General features: G+C 64.1%; 16 protein-coding genes and 1 tRNA gene. 2 read left to right on the top strand and 15 right to left on the bottom strand.

Annotation, left to right across the window (positions count from 1 at the left end; genetic code table 11):
- Positions 1-90: 90 nt before the first annotated feature.
- The 7 genes from ACVZUB_RS02810 to cspE all read right to left on the bottom strand — a co-directional run bounded on the left by ACVZUB_RS02810 (position 91) and on the right by cspE (position 6,703).
- Entirely contained in the window at positions 91-513 is a 423-nt protein-coding gene (locus tag ACVZUB_RS02810; RefSeq protein ID WP_003946115.1) for a DUF2752 domain-containing protein, read from the bottom strand.
- 30 nt (positions 514-543) lie between these two features.
- The gene (locus ACVZUB_RS02805; RefSeq protein WP_064443039.1) at positions 544-1,113 is read right to left on the bottom strand and encodes an RDD family protein; all 570 of its coding nucleotides are present in this window, start codon (positions 1,111-1,113) and stop codon (positions 544-546) included.
- A 121-nt stretch (positions 1,114-1,234) separates the two neighbouring features.
- Positions 1,235-1,307 (bottom strand) — tRNA-Thr (locus ACVZUB_RS02800).
- A gap of 30 nt (positions 1,308-1,337) precedes the next feature.
- Entirely contained in the window at positions 1,338-2,567 is a 1,230-nt protein-coding gene (locus ACVZUB_RS02795; protein WP_019746652.1) for a DNA polymerase III subunit delta', read from the bottom strand.
- A gap of 33 nt (positions 2,568-2,600) precedes the next feature.
- On the bottom strand, positions 2,601-5,537 hold the full coding sequence (topA, locus tag ACVZUB_RS02790) for a type I DNA topoisomerase (RefSeq protein WP_341513987.1): 2,937 nt from the start codon (positions 5,535-5,537) through the stop codon (positions 2,601-2,603).
- Positions 5,538-5,729: 192 nt separating this feature from the next.
- Positions 5,730-6,314, bottom strand: coding sequence for a hypothetical protein (locus ACVZUB_RS02785; RefSeq protein ID WP_003946106.1), 585 nt, complete (start codon positions 6,312-6,314; stop codon positions 5,730-5,732).
- Between the two features lie 185 nt (positions 6,315-6,499).
- On the bottom strand, positions 6,500-6,703 hold the full coding sequence (gene cspE, locus ACVZUB_RS02780; RefSeq protein ID WP_003946117.1) for a transcription antiterminator/RNA stability regulator CspE: 204 nt from the start codon (positions 6,701-6,703) through the stop codon (positions 6,500-6,502).
- A gap of 456 nt (positions 6,704-7,159) precedes the next feature.
- Here cspE and ACVZUB_RS02775 point away from each other — a divergent pair, with 456 nt between their 5' ends.
- On the top strand, positions 7,160-9,448 hold the full coding sequence (locus ACVZUB_RS02775; protein WP_482628520.1) for a DEAD/DEAH box helicase: 2,289 nt from the start codon (positions 7,160-7,162) through the stop codon (positions 9,446-9,448).
- Here ACVZUB_RS02775 and ACVZUB_RS02770 read toward each other — a convergent pair.
- From ACVZUB_RS02770 to ssd, 7 genes are all read right to left on the bottom strand, one after another.
- Positions 9,441-9,791, bottom strand: a complete 351-nt coding sequence (locus ACVZUB_RS02770) for an Rv3654c family TadE-like protein (protein ID WP_007732450.1) — start codon at positions 9,789-9,791, stop codon at positions 9,441-9,443. The genes ACVZUB_RS02775 and ACVZUB_RS02770 overlap by 8 nt on opposite strands.
- Positions 9,788-10,147 (bottom strand): TadE family type IV pilus minor pilin, encoded by a 360-nt coding sequence (locus tag ACVZUB_RS02765; protein ID WP_007732449.1) that lies wholly within the window; start codon positions 10,145-10,147, stop codon positions 9,788-9,790. Before ACVZUB_RS02765 ends, ACVZUB_RS02770 begins: the two co-directional genes overlap by 4 nt.
- Positions 10,147-10,350, bottom strand: a complete 204-nt coding sequence (locus tag ACVZUB_RS02760) for a DUF4244 domain-containing protein (RefSeq protein WP_007732448.1) — start codon at positions 10,348-10,350, stop codon at positions 10,147-10,149. Before ACVZUB_RS02760 ends, ACVZUB_RS02765 begins: the two co-directional genes overlap by 1 nt.
- 65 nt (positions 10,351-10,415) lie before the next feature.
- A complete protein-coding gene (locus ACVZUB_RS02755; RefSeq protein WP_007732447.1) occupies positions 10,416-11,000 on the bottom strand; it encodes a type II secretion system F family protein in 585 nt (194 codons plus the stop codon).
- A complete protein-coding gene (locus tag ACVZUB_RS02750; RefSeq protein WP_311094278.1) occupies positions 10,997-11,785 on the bottom strand; it encodes a type II secretion system F family protein in 789 nt (262 codons plus the stop codon). The genes ACVZUB_RS02755 and ACVZUB_RS02750 overlap by 4 nt, the downstream gene beginning before the upstream one ends.
- Positions 11,782-12,963, bottom strand: coding sequence for a TadA family conjugal transfer-associated ATPase (locus ACVZUB_RS02745; RefSeq protein ID WP_042446712.1), 1,182 nt, complete (start codon positions 12,961-12,963; stop codon positions 11,782-11,784). The genes ACVZUB_RS02750 and ACVZUB_RS02745 overlap by 4 nt, the downstream gene beginning before the upstream one ends.
- Complete coding sequence (gene ssd / locus ACVZUB_RS02740; protein WP_064073517.1) at positions 12,960-14,054, bottom strand: septum site-determining protein Ssd; 1,095 nt, start codon at positions 14,052-14,054, stop codon at positions 12,960-12,962. The genes ACVZUB_RS02745 and ssd overlap by 4 nt, the downstream gene beginning before the upstream one ends.
- Positions 14,055-14,366: 312 nt before the next feature.
- On the opposite strand from ssd, the gene ACVZUB_RS02735 reads away from it, so the two are divergent.
- Positions 14,367-15,185 carry an HAD-IB family hydrolase gene (locus tag ACVZUB_RS02735; RefSeq protein ID WP_003946123.1) on the top strand — a complete coding sequence of 273 codons (819 nt, stop codon included), beginning with the start codon at positions 14,367-14,369 and terminating at the stop codon, positions 15,183-15,185.
- A 391-nt stretch (positions 15,186-15,576) separates the two neighbouring features.
- On the opposite strand, the gene ACVZUB_RS02730 is transcribed toward ACVZUB_RS02735, so the two are convergent.
- Positions 15,577-16,326 carry a Fic family protein gene (locus ACVZUB_RS02730; protein WP_020905979.1) on the bottom strand — a complete coding sequence of 250 codons (750 nt, stop codon included), beginning with the start codon at positions 16,324-16,326 and terminating at the stop codon, positions 15,577-15,579.
- Positions 16,327-16,344 lie beyond the last annotated feature (18 nt).

The raw sequence follows: 16,344 nt of genomic DNA, 5'->3' as shown, positions 1-16,344 counted from the left end.
GACACGTCGTGCCGTCGGAATCAAGATGATCAGCGCGCCGAGCAGAACGATGAGCGAAAAAACCTGCAGTGCCATGTCGACCTCTTACCGTCACGCCGGCGCGAGCCAGCTCCCCCACGGGGTGTTTCGAACAACCGTAAATGCAACGAGAACTCCGAGCACCACGATCGTCACAGTCGGCCGAAGCACGATCATGCGATCCCGCGTGCCTTTCCAACGGCGCACTGTCCAACCGATCCACGCGATCACCAACACCGCGATAAGCGGCACGATCAAGGCATTGCTGGACACTGCGGCGCCAATATCCAGATTAGTCAGGTCATTGACCGCACGAAGGCCACCACACGCCGGGCACCACAATCCCGTCAACGCGTACATCGGACAAACGCCGTAACTACCCGCGCTGTGGGGATCACGGAAGTGGAGTACCGCGGCGGCCGTCACGGCCACTGCAGCAACACCGACGGGTGCGGCCAGCGAGCGTCGTCGACTTGTGACCGCTTCCAACTCCATGGCACCCACTGTAAGAGACCCCGGCCGCGACTAGCGGGCGCGAACGACTACCGACCGGACCACCATGTCGTGCCAGCACTGGTGCTTGGAGTCCCAGAGCGGCCAGAGATAGTTGAGGAAGCATGCCCCACCCAGGATCGCCATCATGATCCAACGAAGCAGCGCCATCACCGGGCCGAGCGGTACACCGTCGGACTCCCGAATCACCGAAATTCCCAGCCACTTCTTGCCGAGCGTCTGTCCGGTGTTCCCTTGTCTGAAGACGAGGTTCCATACCTCGATCAAGAAGATCGCCAGTATGCCGACGACCATGAGGATCACGCCGACCGGATTGCCGCCTTCAGCGCTCACGCTGCCGTCGTCGTATGTGGTCACTTCGGATCCGGAGAACGCGATCACCGCCCCGATGATCGCGAGGATGACGCCCGGGAGCGGAACGACGAAGCCGTCGAGGATTGACGCGAACACCCGCGAGATCCAGCTTGCGTACGGATAGGCGGGCGTCGGCGGCTGATAACCCTGAGGCGGCATCGGCGGCATCTGCCCGTACGGCGGCTGATTCTGCGATGGTTGGCCTGGTCCCCAGTTCTGATCCGACATCGAGGTCTCCCCTGTTCAGGCACGTGTTCGCCGAACTCAGGATAAACCGCACATACGCAAGAATTGGGAACTAACGAGAAGAGCCCCACATCCGGATTTCCGGGTGTGGGGCTCTTGGCTGAGCTGCCTGAGAGAATCGAACTCTCGACCTTTTCATTACGAGTGAAATGCTCTACCGACTGAGCTAAGGCAGCGTGCCTTTCGGCGGTGGCGAGTCTATCTGGTCAACCCCCGGATCGCGAAAACGGGGGTCGGAAAGCGGCTCCGATGGAGGCAACCATCGCATCGAGCGCCCACTGCAACTTGACGTTGAAGTCGACGGCCTCGCGGCATTCGAGCACCGCTTCGATGCATTTGAGCAACCCCTCCGGGGACGTTCGTGCAGCCAACTCGGCGGCCTGCCGAGCCATGTCGGGATGGGTCGCCGTCGACGTCGACCCCAGCGAATAGGAAAGCGCGTCCCGGTACATGCCGGCCAGGTCGATCAGCGTCCGGTCGAGAAGATCGCGGCGGGCCCGGGTGTCGCGCGATTTCTGGCGCGCTTCGAGGTCCTTGATCAGACCAGCCGATCCGCGCAGAGTCCCGGCTGTTCCCTTGCCGGTTCCACCACCACCCAAGGAAACCTTGAGCTCCTCGAGCTCCTGTTCCTTGAGTTCGGCGTAGAACGCCTTGGTGTCAGCCTCGATCGACTTCACCAAGTTCTCTGCGGCCTTGTACGCCGTCGAAGCCCCGATCGCGTCGGCGGCTAGTCGAAGCGAACGCTGACGCTCGTCGCGCGCGCTCTCGTCGGTGGCGAGACGCCGAGCCCGGCCGACATGTCCGCCGCTGATCGATGCGGCGATTCTCGCCCGTTCCGGATCCAGCCCGTCGCGGTCGATCAGTACCTGGGCGATCGATTCGACGGACGGCGTCACCAACGGCATGTGCCTACACCGCGATCGGAGGGTGACAGACATGTCTTCCGGATCGGTCGTCGGCGCGCAGAGCAGGATGACCGTGCGGTCCGGCGGCTCCTCGACAACCTTCAGGAGGGCGTTGGCTGCGCCTTCGGTCAAACGATCGGCATCCTCGACCACGATGACCTGCCACCGCCCCGTCGTCGGCCGACGCGAAGCGATGTTGACTATCTCGCGCATGCCTTTGACGCTGATGCTCAGGCCGTCGGGGATGATCCGTCGTACGTCACCGTGGGTTCCACCCATCGTCGTCGTACACGCATGACACTCACCGCACCCTGGTGCACCGTCGGAGGTGCATTGCAGGGCAGCGGCGAAGCAGAGAGCAGCCACCGAACGACCAGAGCCGGGTGGCCCGGTGAAGAGCCACGCGTGGGTCATCTCCGAGCCGCTGGAATCGCCACGAGCCGACAGTGCAGCATCACGCAGGCTCTGCTCGACGTCGTGCTGACCCACCAGCCGACCGAACACACCTCGTTCGGCCACTTCAGTACTCATGCAAAAACCCTAACCGTCGGCACCGACGAAGCCTTACGAGTCCTTCTTCGCCGGAGCCTTCTTGGCGGCGGCCTTCTTTGCCGGGGCCTTCTTTGCGGCTGTTTTCTTGGCAGCGGCCTTCTTTGCCGGAGCCTTCTTGGCCGCTGCCTTCTTCTTGACCGGGCCGCGCGCACGACGATCAGCCAGCAACTCCGACGCCCGAGCATCGGAAATGGATTCGACGTCGTCGTCCTTGCGAAGGCTGGCGTTGGTCTCGCCGTCGGTGACGTACGGACCGAAACGGCCGTCCTTGATCACCATCGGCTTCTCGCTGACCGGATCGACGCCCAACTCACGCAGCGGAGGCGTTGCCGACGCCTGACGCCCACGACGCTTCGGCTCGGCGTAGATCTTGAGGGCCTCGTCGAGCGTGACGGTGAACATCTGCTCTTCGTTGGCGAGCGAGCGTGAGTCCGTGCCCTTCTTCAGGTACGGACCGTAACGGCCGTTCTGCGCGGTGATCTCTTCCTTCGATTCGGGGTGGACACCCACGACGCGCGGAAGCGACAGCAGACGCAGCGCATCTTCCAAGGTGATCGTCGCCAAGTCCATGGACTTGAGCAGCGATCCGGTCCGCGGCTTGGGGCCTGCGACCTTCTTGGCAGCCTTCTTCGCAGGCGCCTTCTTGGCCGCGGCCTTCTTCACCGCAGTCTTGGTGCTGCCCGAGCTGATTTCTTCCGGCTCGGGAGCGGTGACGGGAACGATGTCCGGTTCCGGCTCGGCCGGCGGTTCGGGCAGGATCTCGGTCACGTAGGGACCGAAGCGGCCTTCCTTCGCGACGATCTCGTGGCCCGTCAGCGGGTCGACGCCCAGCTTGCGGCCCTCTTGAGGCGTCGAGAACAACTTCTCGGCGTACTCGGGAGTGAGCTCGTCCGGTGGCAGGTCATCGGGAAGATTTGCCCGCTGCGAGATCAAATCGCCTTCGGGATCGTCCGGGTTCTGAACCATGCGCTCGAGATACGGGCCGAACCGGCCGACGCGCACGTGAACTTCGCGACCCTCGGCGTCGTCGAACAGTCGGATGGAGTTGACCTCGCGAGCGTCGATCTCCTCGAGATTGACACCGACCATCTTCTTCAGCCCGCCCTCGCGGGCGACCGAACCTTCAGCGCCTGTCTCGCCGCCGAAGTAGAAGCTGCTCAGCCAGTTGCCACGCTGCTCACGGCCACCGGCGATCGCGTCGAGATCGTCTTCCATTCCTGCCGTGAAATCGAAGTCGACCAGCCGGCCGAAGTGCACCTCGAGCAGCCCGATGACGGCAAACGCCACCCAGGACGGAACCAGCGCGCTGCCACGTTTGTAGACGTATCCGCGATCGAGGATGGTCTTGATGATCGACGAGTAGGTCGAAGGACGGCCGATGCCGAGTTCTTCGAGCGTCTTGATCAGGCTGGCTTCTGTGTAGCGGGCGGGCGGGTTGGTGCTGTGCCCGTCCGGATCGAGCTTGGTGGCCGTGACTTCCTGACCCTTGACCAGCACCGGAAGCCTGGATTCGGCGTCGTCGGACTGACCGCCGGCCTCTTCGTCGACGCTCTCGACGTAAGCCTTGAGGAAGCCGGCGAACACGATGGTGCGACCCGAAGCGGAGAACGTGCAGTCCTCGCCGGTGCCTGCCGTGCCGGAGATGCGAAGCGTCAACGTCGTACCGCGGGCGTCGGCCATCTGCGAAGCGACGGTCCGCTGCCAGATCAGTTCGTACAGCTTGAACTCGTCGGAATCGAGCTTGGAGTGCAGCTGACCCGGGGTCTGGAACACGTCGCCGGCGGGGCGGATCGCCTCGTGGGCTTCCTGCGCGTTCTTGACCTTGCGGGTGTACTGACGCGGCGTCGGATGCACGTATTCCGGACCGTACAACTCGGTGGCCTGCGCACGAGCGGCAGCGATCGCCGACTCCGAGAGAGTCGTCGAGTCGGTACGCATGTAGGTGATGTAGCCGTTTTCGTACAGACGCTGTGCGATGCGCATTGCACGCTCGGACGTGAAACGAAGTTTGCGTCCGGCTTCCTGCTGGAGCGTCGACGTCATGAACGGCGGGTAAGGCTTGCGGGTGTACGGCTTGTCCTCGGCGGAGGAAACCGTGAGGTCGACGCCCTGCAATGCTTCCGCGAGACGACGCGCGTACGCCTCGTCGAGCACGGTGACCGCGCTGCCCTTGAGCTTTCCGTCAGCTCCGAAATCGCGACCGGAGGCGACACGCGAACCGTCGACGGAGACCAGGCGCGCACCGAAACTACGCGGGCTCGCCTCTGCACCGGCGTCGAGCGTCGCGGAAATATCCCAGTACGACGCCGACTTGAACGCCATGCGCTCGCGTTCACGCTGGACGATGACGCGAGTGGCCACCGACTGGACGCGGCCGGCCGAGAGCTTCGGCATGACCTTCTTCCAGAGAACCGGGCTGACCTCGTAACCGTAGAGACGGTCGAGGATGCGGCGGGTTTCCTGAGCATCGACGAGGTCGGTGTCGAGTTCGCGGGTGTCTTCGGCAGCAGCACGGATTGCCGGCTCGGTGATCTCGTGGAAGACCATTCGACGAACCGGAATCTTGGGCTTGAGAGTCTCGAGGAGATGCCAGGCGATTGCCTCGCCCTCGCGGTCGGGGTCAGTTGCGAGGAAGAGCTCGTCGGCGTCCTTCAACAGAGACTTGAGTTCGGCGACCTTGCCCTTCTTTTCCGGGCTCACGACATAGAGCGGCTCGAAGTCGTGATCGACGTTGACGCCGAGACGGGCCCACGACTCGCCCTTGTACTTGGCCGGAACGTCCGCTGCGCCGCGCGGGAGGTCGCGAATGTGACCGACCGATGCCTCGACGACGTAGTCCTTACCGAGGTAGGGAGCGATTTTGCGCGCCTTGGTCGGTGACTCGACGATCACGAGGCGACGAGGGTTACCGGACGCTCCCTGACCGCTGCCGTTGTCCGCTTTAGCCACCTGCTGCCCGAGCCTTCCTTTGGACGTTCACTGCCGTCGGCAGATCTTCAGAACTAGACGTGTGGAGCAAGTTATACCCCGTGTCTCTCTTTACAGAGTGACATACCCGCAAGACATTCGTGCAGATCAGTACAGTATGGGCTCCGTCGGACACGCGGCATCAGCACCGTTGGACACGCGGCATCAGCACTGTCAGACGTGTGGCCAGGCGACCGAGGTGTCGACGTGTTTCGGCGCCTCACCGAGGTATTCGACGAGCTTTGTCAGTCTCTTCTTTCCCGACACACGGAGCCCCGGACCCGGTGTCCGGTTACCCAGTTGAGTCGGCGCGATACCAACCCTCATCAAGGCCTGAGCCAGCGGTGCGTGTGTCTCCTTCGCATGGGGGTCGAGGCCGAACACGAATCGTTCACCGCCTTCTTCGAGTCGGCCGGCGGCGACGGCCCACACTCGGAGTTGGCGAGAATTAGGAACCCACCCGACCGGCACGGCCTTCACTGCTCCTTTGGTCCATTGCACGGACAGCGGAAGGAGTGCGGGCGTCGACTGAGTTCGGACGAGTGGGCTGCCTTCTTCGCTACGCGTCACCTCGGCCCCGAGTCCGCACTGCGCGATCAACTCGGCAACGGCCTGTGCTCTCCAGTCCCGATCCACGACGATCGAGATCCGCGCGCGATCCTCCGAGGTCACGACCTGCCCCGGTCCGGCCAGCATTCCGGCAAGGTCCGTCACGGCAGGTGGAATCGACTCGGCAGAGAAAAAGGACAGTTGGCTCACAGAGTGAAACGTAAGCCACGAAGGTATCGACGGCATAGACGACCGGCCGTGGCCGAACAGCTGCGTGCATTCACCTCGGACAGGGAAAGTACTAACTCAGCCCGAAAAGATTTGTCCCCCACCGCACGGATGCGATGGGGGACAAATACTGTCCGAACTATTCGCTCAGCAAGTGAGCGGAAAAATCAGACCGCGCGAACGCCGGTAGCCTGGGGACCCTTGGTGCCCTGGCCGACCTCGAACTCCACACGCTGGTTCTCCTCGAGGGTACGGAAGCCGTTGCCCTGAATTTCGGAGTAGTGAACGAAGACGTCTGCGGAACCGTCTTCGGGAGCGATGAAGCCGAAGCCCTTTTCAGCGTTGAACCACTTCACAGTGCCCTGTGCCATGCTTTTCCTTCTCTTTCTAACACCGGATTCGGTGAACAGCCCTTACAGTCCACCGGGCCGGTTCCGACCGCTGTACGTCTTTATTTCCCCCTCAGGAAAGGCAGAGCACCGCGCCCGCAACAACGATCCTGCGAGCGTGCACTTTCTCAAGCCTACGAACACAGAAGCTGCGACCGATTGTCAGTCAACCATGTTCTCCGCGTGCACAACAGTCGAAAAGGGAACTAAAAACGTTAAAAGTTCGCTACGAGAAAAACAGCCCACGATCGTGGTTTCCCGCTCGCGCGCCGAGCACCCGGTTCCACCAAGACCGCCGACCGTTGCGTATCATCAAAACTGCAGGTAGCGACAGTTTCCGATTGCCGCCACACCCCAACGCCGAGCCCGGAGAGTCACGTGAACGCACCTTCCCCGATCCCCGCCCCGGGAGGGAAGCCTGGCGAGACCTACGGGCAAATGCTGCTCGATCGGGTCGTCGCCGGGGTCAGTGGAAGCGAAAAACCACTGATGTTCACCGCGCAGTTACCTGCTCGCGTAGCCGAGTTCACCGAATGGCCGGAGTGGGTGCACCCCAGCGTCGTACGTGCGCTCGCCGAGCACAGCGTGCGGTCCCCGTGGATCCACCAGAGTGAGGCCGCCGACCTCGCTTACGCCGGAAAACACGTGGTCGTGGCCACCGGTACGGCGTCGGGTAAGTCACTGGCGTACCAACTCCCGGTGCTGACGGCCATGGCGACCGATCCGCTCGCAACAGCCCTGTACCTCTCCCCCACCAAAGCGCTGGGCTCCGATCAACTACGAGCAGTGCTGTCCCTCACCGACTTCGACGTCGAACTTCGCAGCACGAACGCCAGTGCGTACGACGGCGACACCTCTCAGGAACTCCGCACTTGGGCACGTGAGAACTCACGCTGGCTCTTCACCAACCCCGACATGATCCACATTTCTCTGCTCAGAACCCATCAGCGATGGGCACACTTCTTCCGCAACCTGAAATACGTGATCATCGACGAATGCCACTCCTACAGGGGAGTCTTCGGATCCAACGTCGCGCTCGTGATCCGGCGATTACGCAGAATTGCAGCCCGTTACGGCGCCGAACCCACCTTCATTCTGGCCAGCGCGACCACAGCAGATCCCGGCGCGGCGGCCTCGCGGCTCATAGGCGCACACTGCACCGAGGTCACGGAAGACGGATCGCCGCACGGCCCACGCACCGTCGCGCTGTGGGAACCACCGCTACTGGAGGCATTGACCGGCGAAAACGGTAGCCCGGTACGACGTCCCGCGGGCGCGGAAGCCGCGCGGATCATGGCCGACCTCATGATCGAAGGCGCCCGCACTCTCACCTTCGTCCGCTCCCGCCGCGGCGCCGAGCTGACCGCGATGGCCACCAAACGTCTACTCGCCGAGGTGGACCCGGACCTCGCCGAGCGAGTCGCGTCGTATCGCGCCGGATATCTGGCCGAGGACCGTCGCGAACTGGAAGCTGCGCTCGCCGACGGCACGCTGCTGGGCGCAGCCACCACCAACGCGCTGGAGCTCGGCGTCGACATCGCAGGCCTCGACGCCGTTGTCGTGGCAGGCTTCCCGGGGACCGTTGCCTCGTTCTGGCAGCAGGCCGGTCGCTCCGGGCGACGCGGCGAGGGTTCACTCGTCGTGTTGATCGCCCGCGACGATCCACTCGACACCTACCTCGTTCACCATCCGTCAGCGGTACTCGACAAACCCGTCGAGGCGACGGTGACAGATCCCGGAAATCCGTACGTCCTGGGACCACAACTTCTCTGCGCTGCAATGGAACTCCCACTTTCCGATGCCGAGGTGGACGCGTTCGGGGCTCTCGAGGTTCTGACGAGACTGTCCGAGGAAGGCAGGATCCGGCGCCGAAAGCACGGATGGTTCGTCACCGCCGATTCGAACCCCCACGGCTCTTTGGACATTCGCGGCGGCATCGGAACTCAGGTGGCCATTGTCGACGGGGAATCCGGCCGGATGCTGGGCACTGTCGACGCGGGCCGCGCTCCGGCCACAGTTCATCCCGGCGCCGTGCACATCCATCAAGGCGAGACCTACGTCGTCGACGAACTGGACCTCGACGTCGGACTCGCATTGGTACACACCGAGAATCCGGACTGGACCACCTCGGCCCGCGAGACCACCGAAATCACGATCACCGAACAACTCGAGCACAAGAACTACGGCGACATCGCCGTCGCTCTCGTCCAGGTCGAGGTGACACATCAAGTCGTCGGATACCTACGACGGTTGACTTCGGGTGAAGTCCTCGACTCGATCGAACTCGACATGCCCGCACACACTTTGCCCACCAGGGCAGTGATGTACACGGTCACGCCGGAACTCTTCGAATCCATCGGGGTCCCGCCCGAACGGTTCCCCGGATCACTGCATGCCGCCGAACATGCCGCAATCGGCCTGCTGCCACTGGTGGCGATCTGCGACCGCGGAGACATCGGCGGAGTGTCCACCGCGATGCACGCGGACACCGGACTCCCGACCGTCTTCGTCTACGACGGTCATGCCGGCGGCGCCGGGTTCGCCGACCGAGGGCACAGCGAACTGTCCCGATGGCTCACCGCGACGCGCGACGCCATACTGTCCTGCGAATGCGCTCACGGTTGCCCGTCCTGCGTCTATTCACCCAAGTGCGGCAACGGAAACGACCCACTCGACAAAGACGGCGCGGTCAAGGTTCTGACCGCCGTCATCGACACCATCAGCTGACCGGACCCGCACGCGCGTAAGCCTGCGCATCCCCGATCCCGAAGCCCGACAACAACACCGGTGCGCGTATCTCGACCAATACATCCCAACCCTGCACCTCGCACTCCTCGAGCACCGTGCGCATCCGCTCCGCGATCACCGCGGACATCTCACACGCCGACTCGTCGCCGCCGTCCAAGGCGCCCGCACCGCCGAGAGCCGAAAGATCAGCGGCCGACTGAGCCGTGTGCCGAGCCACCACTGCGGAACCGACATGCAGCATCCCGCCGGTCACCATAACGATCGCCGCCAGAACGCAGCACGCCAGAACCGTGGCAACACCTTCGTCGTCACGTAGGTTCACCCCTCCTCCACTCCCGACTCCACTGCTGCCACCGCCTCGGAAGAAATGTCGACCAACGGCAGCAACGCACTCTCGGCGCTGACAACGGCCACCGCAAAGCCGTCGACGATCTCCACCGAGATCGACGCATCTTCGGGTGCGATCCGGCGGGCCGTGGTGACCGCAGACTCACGATCACCACGTGCCACCAACCGCGCGGCCTCACGAGCGGCGTCGACACACCGAACCTGCATCGACACCGCCAGGACTCCACCGACACACAGCACGACCACCGTGACGATCGAAGCCAGAGCAATCGCGGCCTCCACCGTCACGGCGCCATCGTCGGCTTGCCGAATACCTCTCGTGGACAACATCACACAGCTGTCTTGAGAGCCTTGTCGATGATGCCTGTCAGCGCCGAGACAATGGAGTCGCCAGTGACAACCGTGTACAGGACGGCACCGAATGCGGCAGCCGCAATCGTGCCGATCGCATACTCCGCGGTGGACATGCCGTCGTCCTCGGCAACCAACAGCGCAAATCTGGCCGACACCGTCCTCAACGTCTTCGAAATCATTTCTCCCCCTTCAATCGAAACCTGTGGCAGCACTTCTGCCGCAGGAGCTTTCACTCGGATCCGGCTCACAGCAGGCCGTTACCGAGCACAGTCGTGGCAAGCCCGATCACCACCGGGACGATGCCCAAGGCGATGAACGCCGGCAGGAAACACAGCCCGAGTGGACCGCTGATCAGCACTCCCGCGCGTTCGGCTGCGGCAGCAGCAAGATCCTCGGCGTCACCTCGACTGCGCTCGGCGAGTTCGGCCATGGATGAGGACAGCGACGAACCCGAACGGGCGGAACGCCGAGCCATTCTGGCGAGCGCCTCGGTATCGGGATCGAGAGCGGCTTCGCTCCACGCGGCGTCGGGATCGGCACCGAGCGCCAGAAGGTCGGCGACGCGACGAAGCGAGTCGGCCATCGGTTTCGGTGCCGTCGACGCCATCGCTGTGATCGCGGCGGAGACGGGAAGCCCCGCTCGTAGGCAGGCCCCGAGAAGGTCGAGACTTGCGGCAACTGCGAGTGGATCCGGCTTGTCCGGGACTGGAACCGAATCTTCTGTTGTTGTGTCCGCGAAGAGAATTTCTGCCGCCCTGGCCGAAGCACCGCGACGAGCGGGAATGATCGCGAACGCCAACGCCATCATCGCCACGGATGCCCAACTCACGACGTGACCTTCGCAGTTATCCGGTCGGTCCAGAGCAGACCAGCTGAGACACAAGCGGTTCCGATCACCAGGAGCACGCCGCCGAGCCCACCTCCGAACAGCACGCGCAGCGGCGAAGCACCCATCAATTGCCCGAGACCGATCCCCAACAGCGGGAGAAAGGCCAACACCGCAGCGGTCGCCCGAGCGCCCGCCAACCCGGCCTCGGTACGCTGACGAAAGCGTCTACGTCCCAACATGTCCGTCCGGACGGCGCCGAGTAGTTCCGCCAGTGCCAGCCCGTGTTGGTCGGCGACCCGCCAGACGGATCCGATGCGGGAGAACTCACGCTCGATGCACGAATCCGGTACCGCGAAGGCCGCTGCGGCAGAACCACCGAGACGCGCCCTGGCCCCAGCGGAACGGAATACGGCACTCACTTCTCCGGTACATTCCTCGCCTGCAACAGAACTGGCCGCTGCAGGATGCGCGCCGACGCTCAGCTCGGCGATCAGCACCTCCAGACCGGAGAGCAGCATCTTCTGTGAGAGATCCCGGGTTTCGGCTGCATTCGCGCGTCGGCCACGGAGGATCAGGGTCCCGGCGAGGATGACAGCCGCACACCCTGCCGGAAGACCTCCGAGGATCCACGCGGCCGAAATCGCGAGAAATGCGGCGACGAACTGCCACGGAATCTGCCGGGAGGACTTGCGGACGCTCGGGGTGTACGTGGCGAGCCGAGCACGTGAATCCCGCACCGGCGCAATCGAGACCGCCAACGCGAAGGCCAAGAGGGAAACCGTCACGTCCCGACCTCTCGATTGCGAAGCCGGAACATCCGCTCGAGCCGCTCACGACCCGAACCGCCGTCCGGCCACGCCTGCATGATTCGTACATACCCGTCCGCACCGCGGTCGATGACACCGATCTGTTCGAGACGCCTCGATCCGTCAGCCAATCTGTGCACGTGCAGGATCACTTGAACTGCCGCGGCAAGTTGACTGTGCAACGCGTGGCGATCCATACCGCCGAGCGCCGCCAACGCCTCGAGTCTGGCCGGCACCTCTTCGGGCGAATTGGCGTGAACGGTGCCGGCGCCGCCGTCGTGGCCGGTGTTCATCGCCGTGAGCAGATCAGTCACCTCTGCGCCGCGGACCTCACCGACGACGATGCGATCGGGACGCATTCGTAGTGCCTGCCGAACCAGATCGCGCACCGTCACCTCTCCGACGCCCTCGACGTTGGGAGCTCTGGCGACGAGGCGGACGACGTGTGGATGCGGCGGCGCCAGTTCGGCCGCGTCCTCGACACAGACGATTCGCTCGCGCGGGTCGACCGCGCCGAGCATGGCGGACAACAACGTGGTCTTTCCCGCACCGGTCCCGCCGATCACCAGAAAAGCCAAGCGACAAGAAATGATGCGATTGAGGAGCTCCCGCGCGTCCGGTTCCACGGCGCCGTGGGCGGACAGCGCGTCGAGACCCTGGGTCGCGGGCCGCAACACTCGCAGTGACACGCAGGTTCCACCCTGGGCCACGGGTGCGAGTACGGCATGAAGTCGTACCCCGAAGTGCCCGTCGCCGACGCCCCGCAGGCGGCCGTCGACCCACGGTTGGGCGTCGTCGAGGCGTCGACCTGCCGACAGTGCCAACCGCTGCGCCAATCGACGCACAGCTGCCTCGTCGGTGAACCGCACCCCTGACCTTTCGAGGCCGACCCCGCGGTCCACCCAGACCTGATCCGGCGCGGTCACCAGTACGTCGGCGACCCCGGGTTCGTGCAGCAGAGGTTCGAGCGGCCCCGCGCCTGTCAGTTCCGTCTGGAGCACCCTGACGACCTCCAACAGATCCGTGTCCGCCAGAACGCCCGAGGACTCGGCTCGCACGGCATCGGCAACGGTGGCCGCCGTCGGCTCGCCGACCGACGACGCCGTCAATCGCTCGCGAACTCGGTCGAGCAGTTCGGCCGTGACCAACGCACTCATGCCGCAGCCCTGCGCGGGCGTGCGCCGGATTCGACGGCGTCGAGTGCCGCTGTTGCCGCCACACTCAACGGACAACCGCGGGTCAATTCGAGGCCACCACGCTCGAGCATCGGCGCCAGCGATCGGTGGCCGCGCATCACGGCCGTCAGGGGCAGGCCGAGCATGTCTGCCACATCGGTGCCGCGTAGGCCTCCCGGTGCCGGCCCACGCACGACGAGCCCGACGTTGGAGTTGTGTCGCACCACCCAGGCTCCGACCTTCTCGGCCGCGACGCATGCGGCCACGGTGGCCGGAACCACCACGAGCACCGAATCCGACATCTCCAACACGGCCTGACCTACCTCGCTGGGATGACGTGGCACGTCGCAGACCACGAGCCCGCCGGAACTGCGACCTGCGTCAAGCACGGCGCGAACGGCGGTCACTGTCGGACCGTCGATCTCCCGGCGACTGCTCGCCAGAACCCTCAGAAACTTTCCCTTCGCCGGCAGTGCATCGCGCAGCGCCTCCGGGGACAACCGCCCGCCCTCGACGGTCAGTGCACCCCAACGTAATCCGGGAGCAGTCTCGATACCCAACAGCACGTCGGCGCCGGAACCGAGTGCGTCGACGTCCACCAACAGCGTCGGGACGTGACGTGCCGCCGACGTCAACGCGACTGCCGCAGCAGTTGCCGAGGCTCCGCCGCCGCCACAACCACCCACCACGCTCACGACGGTGCCGTCACCACTGACGTCGACGTGGTCGGCCAGAACTGCGACCAGCGCGTTCTCTTCCTCGGGCAAGGACAGAACGCTGTCGGCTCCGATCGCGGTGGCGCTCTTCCAATCGTCGACGGTCGGTGTGCCGTCGCATACGAGGAACACTCGCGTTCGCTTGGGGGAACGAGCCAGAGCATCTCGCGCCGCCGACGCGTCCAGTACCACCGCCGAGGCCCGGTTCCACTGTTGCCGGGACACGGGATGTTCGGCCTCGTCCAGCCGGCGGTCCACCGCGGCAGCGACGCGTCGCACGCTCGCGAGGATTTTCGCGTCGTCGACGAGAACCAGAATGGGAGCCCCGGTTTCCTGAGAGCTGATCGTCGTGTTCATGACTGCAGAGCCTGAACGAGCACCGGCACCGAAAACAGTGGGCCGAACAACCCTGTGGACAACTGGGAGGTTGGGGAGAAACAGGCCTGAGACAGAGGACGACCCCCGCCAATGGGGGGAGGAGGCGGGGGCCGTCTGAGTTCAGCCCCGGGGGGTCGGGCTGAACTAGTTCGAACGAATCGAACAGCAACGATCTTACACCCGCCATCGGCGAGAAATGCAAGCCTGAGCTGCACTGAACTGCTGTTTTTCGCCGAAAGAGGACGCTTGCCGAAGAGCACACGAACCGCCTGTCGGACTATCCTCAATCCTGTGACCGACAAGCCTGCGAACGGACTGAATACCGGGCGGACAGCCGCTTTCTTCGATTTGGACAAAACGATCATCGCGAAGTCGAGCACCCTGGCGTTCAGCAAGCCATTCTTCGCACAGGGTCTGATCAATCGACGCTCGGTTCTCAAGAGCAGCTATGCGCAATTCCTGTTTCTACTGTCCGGCGCCGATCACGATCAGATGGAGCGCATGCGCGAGCATCTGACGGCGATGTGTGCGGGCTGGGACGTGGAACAGGTGAAGGCCGTCGTCGCGGAGACTCTGCACGACATCGTCGATCCACTCGTCTTCGCCGAGGCGGCCGATCTGATCGCAGATCACAAGCTGCGTGGACACGACGTCATCGTCGTGTCTGCTTCGGGTGAAGAGATCGTCGCACCGATCGCCCGCGCCCTCGGCGCCACCCATTCCGTCGCGACGTCGATGAGGGAGGAAGACGGCCACTACACCGGCGAGGTGGACTTCTACTGCTACGGCCCCGGCAAGGTCGAAGCCATGGAAAAACTCGCCGCGGAGTACGGTTACGACCTCGCCGCCAGTTACGCCTACTCCGACTCGGTGACGGATTTACCCATGCTCGAGGCTGTCGGACATCCGACCGCAGTCAACCCCGATCGAGCGTTGCGCAAGGAAGCGGCCGTAAACGGTTGGCCCATACTGACTTTCTCGAATCCGGTCTCACTTCGTGCCCGATTGTCGGCCCAGTCCACGACCACGGTGGCCACTACCGCTGCGGTGGGAATCGCAGCTCTGGTGGCCGGCGCTATGACCTTCGGGCTACTGCGCCGGAAACGCTGAAATCCAAGGCCCACAAACAAAAATTGGTACTTGCTGTGAGCCCGGACACAGGGTACAAAGGAGTTACGGAAGAACGGAAGGCCAGGAACGGCTCGGAAGAGAAGGACCGTTTCCCCAACCGAAATTCCTAGCACGGGCACTAGGGCACCCACGCGGAGCACAAGCCACTATAAGGGCAGAAGCGTTGTGGGCCTGCGAGATTCGTTCAATTTGAGCGAGGACCCCGCACAGGTTGCGGGGACGACCTCAGAAAGTGCGATCCCTCGCCGAGGCCACCCACACAACCCACCGAGCACGCTTGGTAACGAGTAGTCCGTGCTGACGGGCGGCGAAGTCGATTTATCGGCAGCGCCGCCCGTTCGTTATGTTCCGGCAGGGGCAATTTGCCGGACTATCCGGTAGCGGCGTCGGCAATCGAAGTCGCCTCTCGCGCACCGGCTTCGAGAGCACCACAGCACAGAATCACCCAGCTGCCGACGCCCGCCGGATTTCCCGAAGCGAATCCTGCCGCGCCGTCCGTGTACGCCTGTGGCCGCCGAAGCCAACTGACCTCGGGGACCCCGAGATTGTGCGGATCCAGCCCCGACGAGACCGCAACCAGACGCGAGGCCGCGCGGGCGACGATGCCGTCAGCGGTGCCGAACGGGCTCAGCGCCAAGAGTTCTCCGTGTACGACGGCCGCCAGAACAGGTGCCGGTGCACTGGTTCCGCCAGTAACGAGTTGGGCGAGAGCGTCCAACCGCTCCCCCACTCCGCGATCCGACCGTGGCCGCCCCAGTTGATCTGCGTCCTCGACGAGATCCGCCGCGGCCAACAGGTGCAGCCGGGCCAAAGCCTGAAGTGGGGCTCGCTTCCACGTCGACTCCATGAGCGGAAGGCTGTCGCCGTCGAGAGCCTGAGCCACGCGCAGAGCACCCGCGAGAATCGGATCACCGGCCATGCCCTCGGCCGGCAATTCGGTGGTGCCACCGGCCAGCGATGCAGAAGCGCGCGCAGCGCGAACCGCGGCTTCAGCGGCAGTGGTGGGCCAACCGCGACGGTTGGTCTTGTGCCGATGAACCTCACCCAGAGCATCGCGCGCATGATCGGCGGCGGCGCGTACGCCTGGAAGATCGACGAGGGGCTGCAAGGGGTCCGTCACGATCAACGACGGTACCCT

Source organism: Rhodococcus sp. OS5, assembly GCF_056837585.1.
This window is presented reverse-complemented; position numbering and strand designations above follow the sequence as displayed.